The following is an 18,221-nucleotide window of genomic DNA, read 5'->3' as shown; positions in this document are numbered from 1 at the left end:
GTCGTTAGTCCCGAAAGCTGACTGGCGCAAAACGTACCATGTCGCCTTCGTTTATATTTAGTGCCGTTGCAGCCTGGCGGGAAATGGCAGCAACATTGTTTTCTTCGCTGACCGCCAAATCAGTGGCAACGGCGCGAAAATCCGCTACAGAGGTATTAATGATGTAACAGGTCTGTCCGCCTTGTGCTGCCGTCTGGTCGTCAATGACCACCGGTAGCTTGCGGCTTGCCTGTGCTGTGCGGATATGGCTCAGATTCGCTTCTACAGTCGGGCCGGCGTCGAAAATATCTACGTAGCCACGGCAGCTGAAGCCTTCTTCCTGAAGCAGAAGCAGGGCAGGGCGGGTTTTATCATGAACCTGACCAATCACTGCTTGGGCTTCTTTACTCAATAAATTGACGTAAATGGGGTATTTGGGCATCAACTCCGCAATAAAGCGTTTATTGCCGATACCGGTAAGGTAATCCGCTGTGGGGAAGTCCAGCGAAAAGAAATGCTCTTCAAGCCAGGCCCAGAACGGTGATTTACCTTCTTCGTCACTGACACCGCGCATTTCGGCAATGATGGTTTCTGAGAACCGTTCACGGTGCTCCATCATAAACAAAAATCGCACTTTAGACAGGAAGCGGCCGTTAATACCGCCTCTTGCCTGTTCGCGCAGAAACAGCGTGCAGATTTCGGTGACGCCGGTGTAGTCGTTACACACAGAAAGAATATCCACAGTATTGTGAATATTCAGCTCACGGGAGGCATGTACAACTTTGCCCATGTGATAATGGTAGAACGCATCATCCAGACCTACAGCGGCCTCAATACCCGTGGTGCCCACCACAGTGCCGGTGGTGGTATCTTCCATAACAAAAAGGTAAGACTGATTGCCGGGTTGAACCACCTGTTCGGAAAAAGCGCTTTCTGCACGACGGATTTTTTTGCGCAGCAGCGTTTCATTTACCGGTAATGACGTAAAGCCAATACCAGACTCCACTGCGATGTTGTTCAGCGCGTCGTAGTCACCAGTGTTAATAGGACGAATAATATACATAACCGCGTTTCCGGAGCCGTTGTTTATCAGGCGTTAACTACGCTGGCTACAGCGCGTTCAAAGCGTGCCATACCATCGCGGATTTCTTCTTCTGAAATGATCAGAGAAGGCGCGAAGCGCACTACATTGGCACCGGCCACCAGGCACATCAGTTTTTCGTTAGCTGAAGCAACCAGGAAGTCACGGGCGCGGCCTTCGTAGTCTTTGTTCAGGGCAGCACCCAGCAACAGACCCTGTCCACGAATTTCTTCGAACACATTGTATTTAGTGTTGATTTCACCCAGCAGTTCACGGAACAGGTTTTCTTTCTCGATTACACCGTTTAGCACTTCCGGGGTATTCACTACGTCAAGAGCAGCTTCGGCTACTGCACATGCCAGCGGGTTACCGCCGTAAGTGCTGCCATGAGTACCGGCTTTCAGGTGTGCGGCAATTTCAGCGGTAGTCAGCATGGCACCAATAGGGAAGCCGCCGCCTAATGATTTCGCTGTGGTCAGAATATCCGGCGTCACGTCCAGACCCATGTACGCGTACAGTTTGCCGGTACGGCCAACACCCGATTGCACTTCATCAAAGATCAGCAGTGCATTGTGCTTATCACACAGTTCACGCACGCCTTTTACGAAGTCAGGATCAGGAGAGATAATACCGCCTTCACCTTGCAGAGGCTCCATCATGACCGCACAGGTTTTGTCTGAAATCAGTTTTTCAAATGCTGCAAGATCGTTGTAGTCACAGTGAACAACAGCGCCCGGCTTAGGGCCAAAACCATCAGAATATGCAGCTTGTCCGCCTACGGTTACAGTAAAAAAAGTACGACCGTGGAAACCTTTGTTAAAGGCGATGATTTCGTTTTTCTCTTCACCGAATTTTTCCAGCGCATAGCGACGTGCCAGTTTCAGTGCCGCTTCATTAGATTCAGCACCTGAGTTAGCAAAGTAAACGCGTTCGGCAAATGTGGCTTCAGTCAGCTTCTTTGCCAGACGCAATGCAGGTTCGTTGGTGAAAACGTTACTTAAGTGCCATAATTTGCTGCCCTGTTCGGTTAATGCTTTAACCAGTGCAGGGTGGCTGTGACCCAGTACGTTTACGGCAATACCACCTGCGAAATCGATGTATTCAGCACCATCCTGATCCCAAACGCGGGACCCTTCACCACGTACCGGAACCATGTTGGCCGGATTGTAGTTAGGGACCATGACCTCATCAAAGGTTGCGCGAGTTACGTTCATTATAGTTACCTCTTTTATCGGGCATCCGCTGTGCAAATGTGAAATTGTGCAGATGATGTTGGATGCGAAAAGTACGAATTAGCTATACAGTATGCCAGTTAATCGCCACTTTGTAACCTTGGCAATCCCGCTGCAGGCCTTGTTTTTAGAGGGTTTTAGCTTGTTTTGCATAAAAAGTGCATAAGCATTCAGCTTATTTGTCTAAGCTTATGCAATTTGTTAATAAGTTGAGTCAGGGCAAGTGGCGGCGGGGCGAAGGACATACCGTAAATTTTAGCGGTATGAATGATTATCCAGTAAAAATTTTTGATTAAATTTTGTGGAAGTGCACGAAAAACGGCGATTTCGTGCACAAAAGACGTTAATCCAGAGGCGGATTCTCAATCAGAGGGAGCTGAAAGATGTCGGTGGATTTCAAAATGTCACGTTCGCTTCTGACAAAGCCCGTTTTATGCAGTGCCAGCGGGATTTCGTCTTTGTTCAGAAATTTACCCTGGTGCAACATACGTACAGCGGCATAAGCTTTGGCTTTCTTGTAAAGCTCTGTGAGATCGTGAGGGTGTTGATCATTCTCTGTGATTTCAATAAACGGCAGCGCCAGGCGCAGACGTTTAAATTGCAGTATCTCCAACAGCCTCGCTGTAAGCGGCTCAGAAAATTCCTGCTGCATAGCAATGAGATAATTTGCCGATGGTTGTACTTTCGCCATCGCTCCGTGCTGTTCTGTGTCCTTTGCAATTTCCGCTTCTCTTAACAACGCAATCTGCGCCTGTTCAAAGGCTTTAAAATATAACCGTGACACCGCACACCGCCCCAGCTGGGACAGGATCCCTGCGGTGAAGGCTTCATGGGGCGGTAAATCATAATCATCAGCCAGTGCGCGCATAGTCAGACCCGTTGACTGAGCGAATTGCGTGATACGATTTTTAATGTCCGGATAGGGATCGGTAATTTTCGGCAGAGCCCGGCGCAGAATCATGGCCGGCAGCAATAAACGGAGGTTTTCAATACCGATAAAGCTCAGCGCCGTGCGTAAGGTTTCCACCGGAATCACTTTTCCCTTAGAGTCCTTACGACGAAACTTAGGTGCATTTACCACGGTCATGAGGTCATCGTAGAGCCATGGTAATGCCGCAGCATGAGGTTCAATGCGGGAAATAGATGTGGCCCTGACTGACAGAATATCCAGCAGCGGCGCAACGTCATGACTCAGGTTAAGTACAGAGGTGAGCACAATCTCTGTATTGTCTATTTCATCTTTCAGCAACTCAAAAACGTACTGGTGAAGTTCGGCATTTACCCTGTCCATCACACTGGCTTCTGACTGTGCCTGAAGCTGTTTGTTTTTAATGGCGACTTTTTCAACATGCAGCAAACGGCGACGGGCATCGCCCTGTTCCGACTGGGCAAACGCCACTTCCCCCGGACTGCGGCGGCCCATCATCTGAGACACCCGCGCAGGCGCAATCAGCAGGTTATCAAACCTCTCATTGATTGGGGGTAAGTTGTCAGGGGTATGCTCCACTACCGGGCGGCTCCTGCGTACGTCATTTTTATTCGGGGTGCTGTCGGGTACAGAAAACGAAAGCATATCGGGCTACCGGAAAAATCATAGTAACCTGTTATCGGCCGGAGTATGACTTTTTTTGAATACTTTCTGAATATTATGCATCTGCCAGCGTAATAAACCGCTGCAAAATAGCGTGGCCATACTCTGTCAGCAGTGACTCAGGATGAAACTGGACCCCCCACAGAGGCAGCGTTCTGTGGGCTATCGCCATAATTTCCCGCTGACCACTTTCGTTAATACACCAGGCTTCTACTGACAAACTGTCCGGCAAGGTTTCAGGTTCAAGTACCAGTGAGTGATACCGGGTGACAGTGTATCCGTCGGGCAAGTCGCTGAACATTCCCGTATTATTGTGGTAGAGGGCAGAGGTCTTACCGTGCCTGACTTTATCTGCACGCGTGACTTTACCGCCGAACACCTGACCAATAGACTGATGCCCCAGGCAAACTCCCAGCATGGGAATTTTTCCGGCAAAGTGGTCAATGGCGCTGAGGGTAATACCGGCTTCATCCGGCGTGCAGGGACCCGGTGATAACACCAGGTATTGCGGTGCCAGCGCGGCGATTTGCTCAAGGGAGATTTCGTCGTTACGCACCACTTTTACCTGCTGGCCCAGCTCAGTGAAGTAGCGGGCCAGGTTATGGGTAAAGGAATCGAAGTTATCAATTAATAACAACACAAACTGACTCCGTAAATTGTGCCGGCTTAGCGTGGACGGGGAATGAAGCCCAGAGTGTCGTAAACCTTATCCAGTGTGTTAGCCGCACGGGCAGAGGCTTTTTCTGCCCCTTTTTTCATGACTTCATCAAGATAAGCACGATCTTCCCGTAATGCTTTGAAGCGTGTTTGTACTGGCTCAAGCAGTGCTACGACAGCAGCAGCCACATCGCCTTTAAGGTGACCATACATTTTATCTTCGTATTCAGGAACCAGTTCATCAATGGAACGGCCTGTAGACAGAGACAATAATGTCAGCAGGTTAGATACACCCGGCTTTTCTTCAGTGTCGAAATAAATGCGTGCCTGCTCGTCAGAATCAGTTACCGCGCTTTTGATTTTCTTAGTGAGCTTTTTCGGATCTTCGAGCAAGCCGATGAAGTTTTTCGGATTGTCGTCAGATTTAGACATCTTTTTGCCGGGATCCTGCAGGCTCATAATGCGTGCGCCGAATTCAGGGATGAACGGATCAGGGATGGCAAACATATCGCCGTAGATATTGTTCATACGTGTGGCAACATCACGGGCCAGTTCCAGATGTTGTTTCTGGTCGTCACCTACCGGTACCTGATTTGCCTGATATAGCAGAATATCTGCGGCCATCAGTGCCGGGTAGGTGAAAAGGCCGGCATTGATATTGGTTACATTCTTTGCAGACTTGTCTTTAAACTGAGTCATGCGGTTCAGCTCACCCATCTGAGTATAGCAGTTCAGGATCCAGGCCAGCTGGGCATGTTCGGGTACATGGGACTGCACGAACAAGGTGCTCTTTTCGGGGTCAATGCCGCAGGCCAGGTATAAGGCCAGCCCGTCAAGGCAGGCTTCCCGTAACGCTGCGGGCTCCTGACGCACCGTAATGGCATGCAAATCTACCAGCATATACAGGCAATCGTGATCATCCTGCATGGCAACCCACTGTTTGAGGGCTCCCATGTAATTACCGATAGTAAGTTGTCCTGAGGGCTGACAGCCACTTAATACAATGGGTTTGTTACTCATTTCCTGATTACCTGTACCTGCTGAATTCAGACGTTGTTTGCGGCGGCTAATTCCCGTCGCATGTCGTCAATTACATTTTTATAGTCGGGGGCATTAAATATTGCCGAACCGGCAACGAACATATCAGCGCCGGCTTCTGCGATGGCACGAATGTTATCGGTTTTTACCCCTCCGTCAATTTCAATACGGATATTTTTAGCACTTTCTTCAACCCGCTGTTTAACTGCACGGAGTTTATCGAGGGTTGAAGGGATAAATGACTGACCTCCGAAACCCGGGTTCACCGACATGATCAATATGTGATGCAGTTTGTCGATGACATGGTCAAGGTAATGAAGCGGGGTGGCCGGATTAAAAACCAGTCCGGGCTGGCAGCCGTTATCAATGATCAATTGCAGCGAACGGTCGACGTGCTGACTCGCCTCGGGATGAAAACTGATATAGCTGGCGCCGGCTTTGGCAAATTGTTCGATAAGGTCGTCCACCGGTGACACCATCAGATGCACGTCGATGGGGGCGGTAATGCCATATTTCCGCAATGCTTCGCAAATCATCGGACCAAATGAAAGGTTGGGGACATAGTGGTTGTCCATCACATCAAAGTGAACTACATCAGCACCTGCTGCCAGCACTGCCTCCACGTCTTCTCCTAACCTGGCGAAATCGGCAGACAATATAGAAGGGGCGATTAAAAACTCTTTCATAGCTTCATACCTTATATGTTCTTAAGAACGCACCGGATAATAGCGCGGCAGACCGCGTTTGTCTTGTTTGCGGCCAGCATAAGCAGGGCCGGATACCGCAAATAAGTGCGAATTATAGTGCCGCAATGACATTTCTCACTAAATGTCATGAAATAGGATGAATGACTGCACCAAAATGGTGATGTTGTTCATATTTAGTGCGAACCATATTGGTGCTGTTTGGTTTTATTTAATGTCACATTTAAATTTTGTGAATAAAAATTCATTGTAATCAGTTGGTTATTCATAAATTTATGATTTTAATCAGATGGGCATTAGTTTTGCCTTATACGAGAAAGCTGAATAAAAACAATAAGACAGAAATCGTTCAATACGTACATAAATAAAATCCAACGGAGAACACATGAAAACTTCCATTCAAAAAACGTTGCTGGCTGTTGCCGTATCATCTGCAGCTTTACTGACTTCTGCGCCTTCTTTTGCAGAATTGAGTGCGAACGTAAGTGTCACAAACAACTACATCTGGCGTGGTCTGACTCAGACTACTAACGAACCTGCTATTCAGGGGGGTATCGACTACGCTGACGAAAGCGGTTTCTATGCCGGTACATGGGTATCTAATGTTCAGTATGCGTCAGATGACGTGTACTCATACGAGCATGATCTGTACTTCGGTTTCTCAGGTGAGTCTGGTGACTTCACTTATGATGTCGGTTACCTGTACTACAACTACGATGAAGAAGCTGAATTCGATTTCGGTGAAATCTACGGTACTGTAGGTTACGGCGGTTTCAGTGCAACCCTTTACTTACTGGCTAATACTGAAGCTGATGAAGGCGAAGGCCAGGACTTCGGTTTTGCTCAGGCTTCTTACGTGTCTCTGGACTACGGCATGCCGGTAGCTTCCGGTGCAGAGCTGGGTCTGCACGTTGGTTATCACCAGGGTGACTTTGCAGAAGCTTTCAACGGTGTTGAAGGTTATGCAGACTGGGCAGTATCTATCGCGAAAGACGGTTTCACTTTCGCCATTACCGGTACAGATTTAGATGATGAATATCCGGGAGACGCTCTGGATAACGATTCAATCAAGTATGTTATTTCTTACGGTGTAGATTTCGAACTGTAAGATCAACATACCTCTTTTATAACGTTGAGAGTAAAAGCCCGGAGCATCTGTCTCTGGGTTTTTTATTTTAAATACAGCCATAAGGTAACTTCGCCTCCCGCTGTTATCCGAAGATGAAAAAAAAGCCACTTTTCCTGTACTAACTTCAGCTTGTTAGAATTCTTATTGTCGCTATAATAAGGTTACTTTTTAGCCGGCGAAGACAATCATGGAAAAGATAAGTTTCTTTCGTAAATCACGCTTCTGCGTGAAAAAACCAGTAGGTGCTCTCGTTGCGATAGCAGTCATGCTGTCTGCTGCATTTTGCGATCCGGCCACCGTGACAAAAGCTGTATGCGACTTTCAGGATGAAGCGCAAACGGTAACTCAGGCAGCAGCCTTGCCCCGTGAGTGTTCAGCGCTGATGATGACTGAAGTCAGCTGGCTGGAATGGGCGTCCGGTAAGTCCACATCTTATCAGTTTCATTTCTTCGACCTGTTAGAACTGCTCTATGGCAATTCAGACAGAGATTTCCAACCCGCAGGCAAATAATGCTTATCAGCGGTAAACCTAAATCTCCCGGCTTTTTCGCCATGATTCTGAGCGTACTCGCCAGTGCATTTGGTGTGCAGAGCCAGCAAAATTACGAGCGGGATTTTAATCAGGGTAAGCTGGCCGGATTCATTGTAACCGGTGTGATATTCGTTGCATTACTGGTGTTGGGTTTGGCGAGTCTGGTAAACGCCATCATTAACTGAGTATTACTTCAAACCTGTGTGCTTCAGCACCGGTTTTACCGGCTTCTTTCTGCGTTTGCGGGGTTTAGGGGGCGGTAAATCTGTCGCCGGAGCAAAATATGCCAGCAACTCAGCCGCAGGTTTGCGGTTTTCACCCTTCTGACTGATAGAGCGCTTTACTGACAATTCCGAAATTTCCGCGCCGGCATAAAGCTTCCTGGTCAGCGGAAGATCATGATTGGATATCAATACCGGTATGCCCCGTTTCTTAGAGGCGCGAATTGCCAGCTCTGCCAGCTTGTGCTGTGAGTCCAGGCCAAAACTCTTGGATGCGTAACTGGTGAAAGCCGCTGTTTTGCTCAGGGGAGCATAAGGCGGATCACAGTAAATCACATTACCCCGTCTGGCACGACTGAACACCTTCTCAAACGGTAAGCAGGTGAACACCGCCTTTTGGGAGCGCTCGGCAAACACCATCATTTCTTCTTCAGGGAAGTAAGGCTTTTTATAACGGCCGAAAGGAACGTTAAATTTGCCGGCAAGGCTGTAGCGGCAAAGGCCATTGTAGCCATGACGGTTCAGGTAGAGAAACAGGATAGCGCGGTAATATTCATCCGCAGTGTGATTAAACTCTTCCCGCAGCGCGTAGTAAGTGGCTTCAACGTTATGTTTGTCAGAGAAAAAGCGGGACGCATCATGTACAACGGCATCCGGTTGGGCTTTCAGAAAGTTGTACAGATTAATGAGATCGGGGTTAATGTCGTTAAGCAAATAACGCTTAAAGTCTGTATTTAAAAATACAGAGCCAGCACCAACAAAAGGCTCAATCAACCGATTGCCCGAAGGAAGTTTGGCATTGATGTTTTCTACCAGGCTGTACTTACCGCCAGCCCACTTCAGGAAGGCCCGGTTCTTCTTCTGCATCATGCTTTTTGAATGTTACCCACGCGCACATCACGTTTTTAACGTGTTATAGGATGTTATTTGCTATTTGTCCCGGGCCAGCCGGATATTCAGTGACTATCAAAGCCATAATCGATTGTATCTGTCATCGGTGATCCTCACAACCTGCAATCGAATAACCGGCGCATTTAACGGCGAATTAAAGCGGGAACGATCAGATTTGCAGCAAAGTTGCAGGTGATAACGACAAACACGTTGAAGGTTAGCGGGCAGATGCTAAAAAACGGTCGAGCACATTAGCAAAGGCCTGCCTTTCCCGCTGAGACAATGGCGGTGGACCGGAGGTTTGCACGCCACTTGCACGCATGGTGTCCATAAAATCACGGATATTCAGCCGTGAGCGGATATTTTCGCGGGTAAGTTCTTCACCCCTTGGTGTGACGACACATGCCTGTTTACTGATGACTTCGTCTGCCAGGGGGATGTCTGAGGTAACGACCAGGTCGCCCGCTGATACCCGTTGTACGATTTCGTTATCGGCAATATCGAATCCTTTCTCCACCTGCAGGCGTGTAAGCCAAGGGGAAGGCGGAACCCTGATCCCATGGTTTGCCACGAAGGTAACCATGGTTTTAGTGCGCGGCCCGGCTTTGAACAGGATTTCTTTAATGGCAACCGGGCAGGCATCGGCGTCTACCCAGATGCTCACAGCCATTATTGGCTTACCTTTTCAATTTCTTCCAGAACATTGCGACCCCGCTTGATGAAGATTTTTTCACGGCCCTGGAAAGGCGGGATGGTGGCCACAGCATTGTTAGCTTCTGAAAAAGCGTCGAATTTGTCATTGTATAAAATAACAAACCAGTCACCGCCGTAACGCTGAGTGCGGTAAATCCAGATGAAGCTTTCCATGTTGTTGTCTTTGATGAACTCTTTCATCAGGGTTTCATCTTTGAGACCGGCAAGCTGAACGATGTAATCGTCTGCCTGAATACTGTTAAACAGTTGTTCATTGTCATAGTTGCCACTGCCACTGAATACCGGTTCTGCTCTGGCCGGTGTCTCAGGTGCAGACGGCGCCGGACTGGTACGGGATTCGGTGACCTCAGCCGCACGGGGGCTTACAGAAGGTGTGGCAGGAGGTGTCACTCTTGCGACCTCACGGACAGGCTGTGCCGTTTCAGTTGCAGGTACTTGCGTACGGGTAGCAATGCGGGCTGGTTCGTCAGCCGGGGGCTGTGATACCTGAGCCGGTTCTTCCGGAATATCACGGATTTGTCCTTTAGGACGGCTCTCCAGCACCATAGGTTTGCGACCCACTTTAGCCTCGGTGATCAGCGGCTTCTCCGGTTCAGAACGTCTTTGAGGTTCTGGCTGAACTGGCTGCACCTTGCGGCCGGATACAAATTCATCAAAACCTGCTGATGCCATAGGCTCACGGGGAATGCTGGTTCTGACCGGTGTCACTTCCTGCACTTGTGCCGGCGCTTCTTCAAACTCTTCACGGGTATCAGTAATTGATGCAATTAACTCGTCTGCTGATGCGTTTTCAGCGGTTGTGTCAGAGAAATCGCTTCCGGTACTGAAAGATGAGGCTTCAGATCCTGTGTCAGTCTCCGGTTCTGCTGGTGTATCCTGCGATACCGGCACTTCCACTTTCTCAGCCGTCACGTCTTCGATAAAGCTGAGTAAGTCTTCCGGCTGGGCATTGTCTTCAGCAGCTGATTGAGTCTGGTCTTTTTCATCGATAGCGGCAACAGCCCTGTCCCAGGAAACGACGGGTTTATCTTCCTGCACGGCTTTTTCTGCAGGATCTTTCAGTTCATCAAAGGCCGAGCCCGGTTCAACGGAGGATACTGGCGGGAATTGGTCATCAATAGGGTCAAACAGGGCCTTGATATCATCGCCGTACTGCATGTAAATCAGGCCACCGAAAACGGCAACAAACATCACAGCGACAAGTGAAATGAAGAGAGGGGAAGCCAGTACACTGGTACTTCTTGTTTGCAGATGTTCCTCCTGGCCATTGCGTTTAGCCAGGTGCTCGTGAAAAGCCTTACGTCGGTTCTCAATCATAGTATCTAACTCTGAGCCAGGTTGTTGAGTCGCCACTGACTGACTGCTTATAAGCAGAGGCGTATCGGTGTTTTTTGCCGGTAGCCATTTCCGGGCTCTCTCCGCCCAGGTTGACTCACCGAACAGTAATACATTCAAATGTTGCTTATTGCCTGCAAAACGGCTTTGCAGTACCAGATCCCACAGCTCCTGAAGCAGTTCGTCCGGTACATGCTCCGCCTGGGTAATGGTTATGAGAATGGGACCAACGTGCTCGTTAAGCCCTGCAAGCAACTCATTCAGCGGCCGTATATAGCTGCCAACCAGTGTACCCAGTAATTGTCTGCAAAGTTGACGACGATAATCTGACAGCTCCATAGTAGGATCGGCTGTCACGTAGGCGATTTCTGTCTCATCGTGTTGCTGGAACACAAAAGATTCCAGCGTCTTTTTTTGCTGAGCAGCGGAATCCCCGCTTACAAAAATTAGTTGTGAAGAATAGTTGACCAGATATTCCAGTCTTTCATGCAATTCAGATTGCACCTGATTACCCTCAGCTGATTACTGGTGTTACGCACTTACCATTGAATGTCTGGCGATACTGATGCGCAGGTTGCCGGTCAGCGAAGAAGTTGCGTTAAAATTTCGTCGCTGACGTCTTTAGTCACAAGCGCATGTCCGATACCTTGCGGAATAACAAAACGGATATTACCCGCTTCGACTTTTTTATCCCGGCGCATATGCTTCATGTAGGCATCTTTGTTCATGCTGTCGGGACCCGCTACCGGAAGGTCGAACGCTGCCATCAGGGCAATAACCCGACGACTTTCTGACGCATCCATCCAATTCAGTGCTTCTGCAGCCTGACACGCAATTACTGTACCAGCTGCTACGGCTTCACCGTGTAACCAATTTCCATATCCCTGTTCTGCTTCGATAGCATGACCAAATGTGTGACCGAGGTTAAGTATGGCACGTAATCCGCCTTCCCGCTCATCCTTGGCTACCACGTCTGCTTTTATCTCACAGCAACGGTAGATGGCGTCTGCCAGTGTTTTAGTTTCCAGTGTTTTAAGCTTATCGGCATGATCTTCCAACCACTTGAAGAAATTTTTGTCATAAATTATGCCGTACTTAATAACTTCTGCCATGCCGGCCGCAAATTCTCTGGCCGGAAGGGTGGATTGGGTATCCGTATCGATGGCGACAAAAACCGGCTGGTAGAACGCGCCAATCATGTTTTTCCCAAGGGGATGATTAACCGCGGTTTTACCGCCAACGGATGAATCAACCTGAGAGAGCAGGGTGGTGGGAACCTGTATAAACGGAACGCCACGCTGGTAAGAGGCGGCAGCAAATCCGCATAAATCACCGATTACCCCACCGCCCAACGCAATAAGGGTGGTATCTCTGGCAGCATTCATCTCCAGCAGACGTGTCATGATAACGCCGAATTGTTCCAGAGATTTATGTTGCTCACCATCGGGGATAATGATGGTTTCAATATGCACATCGCCACAAGCAGCTTTCGCTTTTTCGAGATAAAGCGGTGCCACTACATCATTAGTAATAATGACAGCCAGCGGGCCTTTGATATAAGGAGAGAGAACAGCAGGCTTTGAGAGTAAGCCCGCTTCTATGTGAATCGGGTAGCTACGATCTCCGAGTTCTACAGTTAACATCGACATCACGCAGCGCCCCTATTCCTGAATGTTACTTATAATCCGATTTTGCTGATGATTTGGTTAGCTACCGCACGGGCAGACTGATCATCAGTATCAACAATGTAATCCGCCACTTCTTCGTAAAGCGGGTTACGTTCCTCAGCAAGGTTACGCAGGATTTGCTCCGGTTCACCTTTTTGCAGCAGAGGACGACGCTTGTCACGTTGAGTACGGGCGACTTGCTTGTCGATAGTAGTTTGCAGGTATACAACGATACCCCGGGCAGATAAACGGTTACGCACAGCTTTATTGGTTACTGAACCGCCACCTGTCGCCAACACGATACCTTGCTTGTCCGTAAGATCGTTTATGACGTTTTCTTCGCGCTTGCGGAAACCTTCTTCACCTTCCAGGTCAAAAATCCATGTAATATCAGCACCGGTACGGCGCTCAATTTCCTGGTCGGAATCAAAAAAATCTAGGTGAAGTTCGTCTGCAAGGTGTCTGCCGATGGTGCTTTTGCCAGCACCCATGGGGCCAATTAAAAAGATATTACGTTTTTCAGCCATATTTGCTTATATCACAACTTTTATTCTGTTAGGGGTAGTGGTCTTGCCTTCGGGACTACCCATTCACTTGCGCCCGTTCACTTCAACAACAGGCACAACGCTTAAAACCTCGCTTTATTTTCGAGAGCGGGATTATCTCAGTTTCACGGGCAGCGATGCAAGTTTTGTTGTACTTTTAATCGATAGACTTTGAAATCAGCACGTTAGCGCTATAAATAACAACGACAGACCGGTTAACTGGTCTGCCGTTCAGGGTTATTTTGACGTTACGTTGTGAAAAGTCTTACAAAGATTCTGCTACGATCTTCGGTGTGACGAAAATGAGCAGCTCCCGTTTCTGATACACAGAGGCGTTTCTTTTAAATAAATTTCCAACTACCGGTAAATCGCCGAATAACGGTACTTTGGATACATCTGAGGTACTGGTTTGCTGGAAAATACCACCCAGCACCACAGTTTCGCCATTATCTACCAGCACTTGTGTCTGGATTTCCTGCGTATCAATGGCAACCGCCGGGCCGGTAGATGTATCAACCGTTTCACCACGGGTATCCTGAGTAACTACCAAATCAAGAATGATCCGGTTATCAGGGGTAATGTGTGGTGTCACTTTCAGACTCAGTACCGCTTTCTTAAACTCTACTGACGTAGCGCCGCTGGACGTCGCCTGTACATAAGGAATTTCTGTACCCTGCTCAATATAAGCTTCATGCTGGTTGGCGACTGTAATACGGGGACTGGCAATGATTTCACCTTTATTCTCCGACTCCAGTGCTGACAATTCCAAATCCAGGATGTTACCGTCTATTAAATCGGCAATCTGAAAACCAATACGGGCCACACCTGTGGTGGTTACCGGCAGGTTCACATTCAGCCGGTCAGAAATGTCCGGTACACTGCCAGAGGAGGCAGAATCAGCACCTTCCAGTGAACCTGAAATCGCACCGTTGCTTTGGGTATCTGTGATACCCCAGCGTACGCCGAGTTCTTCATCGACATTGTCACGTACTGTGACCATACGGGATTCTATAAGTACCTGCTTGACCGGAATATCCAGCGCATTAATAACAGCGCGGGCTTCATCGATAGACTCCTGAGTATCTTTCAACAACAGCGTGTTGGTGCGTTCATCTACTGTGACTGAGCCACGGTCTGATAAAATGCCGCCATCCTGCGATTTCAAAATTTGCGCAATGGCGTCCGCCTTTGCGTAATTCACCGTGATATTCGATGTAGTCAGCGGTGCCAGATCTGACACCTGCTTTTTCGATTGTAACTGGGCAGTTTCCCGCGCGGTCAGCTCTTCTGCCGGAGCAACCAGCAGAATATTGCCTTCCATACGCTTATCCAGCCCTTTGATTTTGAGAATCATCGCCAGTGCCTGATCCCAGGGCACCCCTTCAAGGCGAATAGTTACGTTGCCGGTAACCGTGTCTGTGGTTACCAGGTTGAAGCCATTGGTTTGAGCAATGATTTGCAGCACCTGACGAACCGGTACGTCCTGGAAGTCCAGTGAAATAGGCTTGCCTGAGTATTCCGGATCTTTATCAAGTTCAGCCAGTTCTTCTTTACTCATTGGCTGTAGTTCAATACGCAGCGTATTGCCCTGCTTGCGGTGGCGGGCCAGCACGGTGCCTTTGTAATTGATTACAAGGCTGGCACTTTCTTCGTCCTGGAAAGTCTCAATAGACTGCACCTCTGTGCCGAACTGAACTACATCGAGTTCAACCAGCTGGTCATCTCCGAGTTCAGTTTTTGGCAGAGTGATGGTGAGTTTTCCCTGTGCCTCAATGAGTTGCGGCGAAAAGTTGTCGTTATCAAATTCGATAACGGTGACAGCCATATTGTCGGCTTCACGGGAAAAATCGATATTGGTCAGGGTTGAGTTGAAGATCTTATCGACTTCAGCGTAAGGATCCAGCAGTACGGTTTCCTGTTCCTGGGCAATAGCCGGCGCAGCCAGGACATTAAAAATCACCAGCGCAGCCACAGAGCCACCCACCCAAAGCCATCTGCGGCTCTGGTTGTGCAGCTTTTTATTGAAAAGGTATCGCTCAGACATTGTTATTATCTCCTGCCGCTGCATTCATCGACAGCGTGGTTTGTTCCCGTTGCCAGCATCCCGCTCCGTCGGGTAGCAATTGTTCAATAATAATGGATTCGGTGCCAATTGACTTAATTTTTCCGTAAAACAAACCGACATGACTTCCTTCACGGGCTTTTAACAGGCTGCCCTCGTTGGTCTTGAACAATACCCAGCGTACACCCTGCGTGCTAAATGTGCCAGATAACGTCAGAGAATCAAGACCATACTTCTCAAGTTCTTCTTTTCTGCGGTCAAAATCAGGCTGTAAACAATTGTTGTTTGTGGCGACGACCACCGGAGAAGTGCGATCCACCGGACGGGCGAATGGGCTTCTGAAAGAAGAGGCTTCATATTCAAAAGCAGGTTGGGATTTGAACTCAGGGTACGGGTCAACCTGTACCTGCGTTGTAGCTTTTACCTGCTGGATATACGACACCAGGTCGTCCACCCGTGCGCCACAGGCAGAAAGTACAGAAACCAGTGCTGCAAGCAGAACAAAACGTGACGATTTTAACATCATGGCTGTTTTGCTCCCTGTTGAGAATTCATGGAAGTACGGTAGGTTTTCGCTTGCATCTGCAGATTCAGACGGTCCGCTTCGTGCACAATCTCAAAATCGTGCAGAGTAACGATCCTTGGTAAATCGGCTATTTCAGACACAAATTCACCAAAGTTGTGATAGCCGCCTGATACCTCAATTTCGATAGGTAATTCAGTATAGAATTCTTTCGGCACTTCCTGCTGCCAGTTCAGTAGCTTAAAGGTAAGACCTGACGTGGTACCTACATAGGTAATGTCGTCCAGTAGTCCCGGCGTTTCGTTACTGGTGGGCAGTGAACGTAGCATGGTAGAGAAATCGGCCTCAATTTGCTTTAACTGTTCCATATAAGCATTGAGGTTCACCGCGATACGGTATTTGGCCTGGAACTGCATTTTCAGTTCCTGTTCTTCAATTTCTGCCTGTTCAAGCACCGGGAGCTTAGGTTTTACAATGAACCAGTAGCTCAATGCACCGACCACGATAATCACGAACAGCATAACCACCAGTTTGACTTCTTTCGACCAGATGGCGACTTGTTCGAAGTCCAGTTCATTGAGTTCTTTCAGCTTACTAAAATCAAAACTCATTTTTTGTTACCTCCCGCAGAAGGTTGTTCAATGCGTGGTGCAACTTCCGGGCTGATATTAAATTTAAGTGTGAAGTCGCTTACTGCGTCACTGGCCGATGTGTCTGCTTTAATAGATGACAATTCACCGCCCGAAAATACCGGAGAGTTATCAAGCCGGCGCATAAAGTCTGACAGGCGGTTATTGGAGTCACTCAGCCCCTGTATTTCAATACTGTTTCCCAGTCTTCTCATGGAAGTAAAAGACACACCGGCTGGCAGGATCCTGGCCAGCTCATCAAACACCGAGGGAGCAACGTTCCGGCTGACCTGAAGCTGTTCAATCAGTGCCATGCGCTGTTCAATCGCTTTCTTCGCTTCTTTAATTTTCTGGATTTCCGCGATTTGCTTATTCAGAACAGCAATTTCTTGTTTGAGGTAATTATTGCGGGAATTCTGATTACGGATTTGTGCATCAATGACCTGACCCACAGCCCAGAAAATTGCACCGACAAAAATGGCGATGCCAAGAATTAGGATCAGATACTGTTGTTTTTGTTGCTGGCGTTGCTTTTCCCGCCACGGAAGCAGGTTTACATGTGCCATTCGCTAAAGCTCCGGCTGGCCAGACCCGCGGCAAGGGCAAGCTGGGGGGCCAGCGCCGCCAGTTTTTCCTGATCGAGTTTGGGATTAACGGTCATACCTTCAAAAGGATTAAATACTTCTATTTCCATACCCAGGTCTTGTCTCAATGACTCGACAAGTTCCGGTATGGTGGCACCGCCGCCGGCGAAGACAATTTTCTCCGGGCGATCACCGTGTAATGTAGACACGTACATCTGAATGGCCCGCTGGATCTGTTGCTGCAGATTGGCAGCAAAAATGGGCAGGGTATCCTGTTGCCAGTTACCCGGCAGCGTGCCCAGCAGAATTTGTTTTTCTACCTCGTCGGGCTCCATCATATTGATGGCCGCAAGATCCTGAATCAGCATATTCATGCCAAAAGCATGCTCTTTGGTGTAAATCACTTCACCGTTTTGCCATACACAGATTTGCAGCAGTGAAGCACCCAGGTTGATACAGCAAATTTTCTCGTCCTCATTTTCCAGAGGATGGAAGTAAAACAGGGCATTACCCAGCGCATAACCTTCCATATCAACCACTTTAGGTTCGAAGGGAACTTCTCTTACCAGAGTGATACGGCTGTCGACCAGGTCTTTGTGGGCAGCAGAAAGGAGCACATTGTCTTTGCCAGGGTAGGTTTTACTGGGACCGAGTACTTCGAAGTCCAGATACACTTCCTCGAGAGGATAGGGGATCAGGCTGTCTGCTTCGATTTCAATCTGACCTTCCAGTTCGAAATCAGACTGTTCCGGGTCCATGTGTACCACTTTACTGATCACAGACGAGCCCGCTACGGCAATATTGACCGCTTTAACCTTCGTTTTCAGTACTTTCTTAATTTTCTTCAGCGTAATACTGATGGCGTCGAAATCTTTGATTTCACGCTCGGAAAACGCCCGTTTCGAGATGGGCTCGCATGCGAACGCCTGCAGCACAAAGCCTTTGGCATTGCGTTCAATCAACACTGCTTTTATTTGACGAGTGCCTATGTCAAGGCCCACAATAGGTGGCAGCTTTTTCTTAAACAGCGATTTCATTTGCTGGCGTCCGGAATTTCAGAATTAATACTCTAAGGTAGAATGTAACGCAAAATATTTAAACTGTATG

Annotated in this window: 19 protein-coding genes; 3 read left to right on the top strand and 16 right to left on the bottom strand. The window is 48.4% G+C overall.

All coding sequences use genetic code 11. The annotated features are described in order from the left end of the window. Positions 1-4: 4 nt before the first annotated feature. The 6 genes from astA to rpe all read right to left on the bottom strand — a co-directional run bounded on the left by astA (position 5) and on the right by rpe (position 6,264). A complete protein-coding gene (gene astA, locus J3369_RS18790) occupies positions 5-1,042 on the bottom strand; it encodes an arginine N-succinyltransferase (protein ID WP_349589815.1) in 1,038 nt (345 codons plus the stop codon). A gap of 26 nt (positions 1,043-1,068) precedes the next feature. Then, the gene (locus J3369_RS18785) at positions 1,069-2,274 is read right to left on the bottom strand and encodes an aspartate aminotransferase family protein (protein WP_349589813.1); all 1,206 of its coding nucleotides are present in this window, start codon (positions 2,272-2,274) and stop codon (positions 1,069-1,071) included. Between the two features lie 361 nt (positions 2,275-2,635). Next, entirely contained in the window at positions 2,636-3,865 is a 1,230-nt protein-coding gene (locus J3369_RS18780) for an HDOD domain-containing protein (RefSeq protein WP_349589811.1), read from the bottom strand. Positions 3,866-3,938: 73 nt separating this feature from the next. Further along, a complete protein-coding gene (locus J3369_RS18775) occupies positions 3,939-4,523 on the bottom strand; it encodes an anthranilate synthase component II (RefSeq protein ID WP_349589807.1) in 585 nt (194 codons plus the stop codon). A gap of 26 nt (positions 4,524-4,549) precedes the next feature. Further along, on the bottom strand, positions 4,550-5,560 hold the full coding sequence (gene trpS / locus J3369_RS18770) for a tryptophan--tRNA ligase (RefSeq protein ID WP_119502748.1): 1,011 nt from the start codon (positions 5,558-5,560) through the stop codon (positions 4,550-4,552). Positions 5,561-5,586: 26 nt separating this feature from the next. Further along, positions 5,587-6,264, bottom strand: coding sequence for a ribulose-phosphate 3-epimerase (rpe, locus tag J3369_RS18765; protein ID WP_349589804.1), 678 nt, complete (start codon positions 6,262-6,264; stop codon positions 5,587-5,589). 403 nt (positions 6,265-6,667) lie between these two features. Between rpe and J3369_RS18760 the strand changes: the two genes are divergently transcribed. The 3 genes from J3369_RS18760 (at position 6,668) to J3369_RS18750 (ending at position 8,128) form a co-directional block, all read left to right on the top strand. After that, positions 6,668-7,390: a TorF family putative porin gene (locus tag J3369_RS18760; protein WP_303572029.1), complete on the top strand. Its 723-nt coding sequence runs from the start codon at positions 6,668-6,670 to the stop codon at positions 7,388-7,390. 208 nt (positions 7,391-7,598) lie between these two features. Next, positions 7,599-7,922, top strand: coding sequence for a hypothetical protein (locus J3369_RS18755; protein ID WP_349589800.1), 324 nt, complete (start codon positions 7,599-7,601; stop codon positions 7,920-7,922). Further along, positions 7,922-8,128, top strand: a complete 207-nt coding sequence (locus J3369_RS18750) for a DUF2970 domain-containing protein (protein WP_349589798.1) — start codon at positions 7,922-7,924, stop codon at positions 8,126-8,128. Before J3369_RS18755 ends, J3369_RS18750 begins: the two co-directional genes overlap by 1 nt. 3 nt (positions 8,129-8,131) lie before the next feature. Here the strand turns inward: J3369_RS18750 and J3369_RS18745 are convergent, their stop codons facing one another. The 10 genes from J3369_RS18745 to pilM all read right to left on the bottom strand — a co-directional run bounded on the left by J3369_RS18745 (position 8,132) and on the right by pilM (position 18,151). Beyond that, positions 8,132-9,034, bottom strand: a complete 903-nt coding sequence (locus J3369_RS18745) for a Dam family site-specific DNA-(adenine-N6)-methyltransferase (protein ID WP_349589796.1) — start codon at positions 9,032-9,034, stop codon at positions 8,132-8,134. Between the two features lie 238 nt (positions 9,035-9,272). Then, positions 9,273-9,719 carry a YaiI/YqxD family protein gene (locus tag J3369_RS18740; RefSeq protein WP_202980730.1) on the bottom strand — a complete coding sequence of 149 codons (447 nt, stop codon included), beginning with the start codon at positions 9,717-9,719 and terminating at the stop codon, positions 9,273-9,275. A 5-nt stretch (positions 9,720-9,724) separates the two neighbouring features. Then, on the bottom strand, positions 9,725-11,608 hold the full coding sequence (locus J3369_RS18735; RefSeq protein WP_349589793.1) for an SPOR domain-containing protein: 1,884 nt from the start codon (positions 11,606-11,608) through the stop codon (positions 9,725-9,727). Between the two features lie 77 nt (positions 11,609-11,685). After that, a complete protein-coding gene (aroB, locus tag J3369_RS18730; RefSeq protein ID WP_349589791.1) occupies positions 11,686-12,753 on the bottom strand; it encodes a 3-dehydroquinate synthase in 1,068 nt (355 codons plus the stop codon). Positions 12,754-12,782: 29 nt separating this feature from the next. Continuing rightward, a complete protein-coding gene (aroK, locus tag J3369_RS18725) occupies positions 12,783-13,298 on the bottom strand; it encodes a shikimate kinase AroK (protein ID WP_119502739.1) in 516 nt (171 codons plus the stop codon). Positions 13,299-13,581: 283 nt separating this feature from the next. Beyond that, positions 13,582-15,360 (bottom strand): type IV pilus secretin PilQ, encoded by a 1,779-nt coding sequence (locus J3369_RS18720; RefSeq protein WP_349589789.1) that lies wholly within the window; start codon positions 15,358-15,360, stop codon positions 13,582-13,584. Then, positions 15,353-15,904: a pilus assembly protein PilP gene (locus J3369_RS18715; protein WP_232373409.1), complete on the bottom strand. Its 552-nt coding sequence runs from the start codon at positions 15,902-15,904 to the stop codon at positions 15,353-15,355. Before J3369_RS18715 ends, J3369_RS18720 begins: the two co-directional genes overlap by 8 nt. Beyond that, a complete protein-coding gene (locus tag J3369_RS18710; RefSeq protein WP_119502737.1) occupies positions 15,901-16,512 on the bottom strand; it encodes a type IV pilus inner membrane component PilO in 612 nt (203 codons plus the stop codon). The genes J3369_RS18715 and J3369_RS18710 overlap by 4 nt, the downstream gene beginning before the upstream one ends. After that, positions 16,509-17,096, bottom strand: coding sequence for a PilN domain-containing protein (locus tag J3369_RS18705; RefSeq protein ID WP_119502736.1), 588 nt, complete (start codon positions 17,094-17,096; stop codon positions 16,509-16,511). Before J3369_RS18705 ends, J3369_RS18710 begins: the two co-directional genes overlap by 4 nt. Continuing rightward, positions 17,084-18,151 carry a type IV pilus assembly protein PilM gene (gene pilM / locus J3369_RS18700; RefSeq protein WP_119502735.1) on the bottom strand — a complete coding sequence of 356 codons (1,068 nt, stop codon included), beginning with the start codon at positions 18,149-18,151 and terminating at the stop codon, positions 17,084-17,086. The genes J3369_RS18705 and pilM overlap by 13 nt, the downstream gene beginning before the upstream one ends. Positions 18,152-18,221: the final 70 nt, after the last annotated feature.

This window comes from Alteromonas sp. NFXS44 (assembly GCF_040148705.1).
Lineage (GTDB): Bacteria > Pseudomonadota > Gammaproteobacteria > Enterobacterales > Alteromonadaceae > Alteromonas.
The sequence above is the reverse complement of the archived record's forward strand: the minus strand, read 5'-3'. Positions and strand labels throughout refer to the sequence as shown.

Bases quoted from the DNA above. Each gene is read 5' to 3' on its own strand.
- astA (WP_349589815.1), bottom strand. From the start codon at position 1,042: ATGTATATTATTCGTCCTATTAACACTGGTGACTACGACGCGCTGAAC.
- J3369_RS18785 (WP_349589813.1), bottom strand. From the start codon at position 2,274: ATGAACGTAACTCGCGCAACCTTTGATGAGGTCATGGTCCCTAACTAC.
- J3369_RS18780 (WP_349589811.1), bottom strand. From the start codon at position 3,865: ATGCTTTCGTTTTCTGTACCCGACAGCACCCCGAATAAAAATGACGTA.
- trpS (WP_119502748.1), bottom strand. From the start codon at position 5,560: ATGAGTAACAAACCCATTGTATTAAGTGGCTGTCAGCCCTCAGGACAA.
- rpe (WP_349589804.1), bottom strand. From the start codon at position 6,264: ATGAAAGAGTTTTTAATCGCCCCTTCTATATTGTCTGCCGATTTCGCC.
- J3369_RS18760 (WP_303572029.1), top strand. From the start codon at position 6,668: ATGAAAACTTCCATTCAAAAAACGTTGCTGGCTGTTGCCGTATCATCT.
- J3369_RS18755 (WP_349589800.1), top strand. From the start codon at position 7,599: ATGGAAAAGATAAGTTTCTTTCGTAAATCACGCTTCTGCGTGAAAAAA.
- J3369_RS18750 (WP_349589798.1), top strand. From the start codon at position 7,922: ATGCTTATCAGCGGTAAACCTAAATCTCCCGGCTTTTTCGCCATGATT.
- J3369_RS18745 (WP_349589796.1), bottom strand. From the start codon at position 9,034: ATGATGCAGAAGAAGAACCGGGCCTTCCTGAAGTGGGCTGGCGGTAAG.
- aroB (WP_349589791.1), bottom strand. From the start codon at position 12,753: ATGTCGATGTTAACTGTAGAACTCGGAGATCGTAGCTACCCGATTCAC.
- aroK (WP_119502739.1), bottom strand. From the start codon at position 13,298: ATGGCTGAAAAACGTAATATCTTTTTAATTGGCCCCATGGGTGCTGGC.
- J3369_RS18720 (WP_349589789.1), bottom strand. From the start codon at position 15,360: ATGTCTGAGCGATACCTTTTCAATAAAAAGCTGCACAACCAGAGCCGC.
- J3369_RS18715 (WP_232373409.1), bottom strand. From the start codon at position 15,904: ATGATGTTAAAATCGTCACGTTTTGTTCTGCTTGCAGCACTGGTTTCT.
- J3369_RS18710 (WP_119502737.1), bottom strand. From the start codon at position 16,512: ATGAGTTTTGATTTTAGTAAGCTGAAAGAACTCAATGAACTGGACTTC.
- J3369_RS18705 (WP_119502736.1), bottom strand. From the start codon at position 17,096: ATGGCACATGTAAACCTGCTTCCGTGGCGGGAAAAGCAACGCCAGCAA.
- pilM (WP_119502735.1), bottom strand. From the start codon at position 18,151: ATGAAATCGCTGTTTAAGAAAAAGCTGCCACCTATTGTGGGCCTTGAC.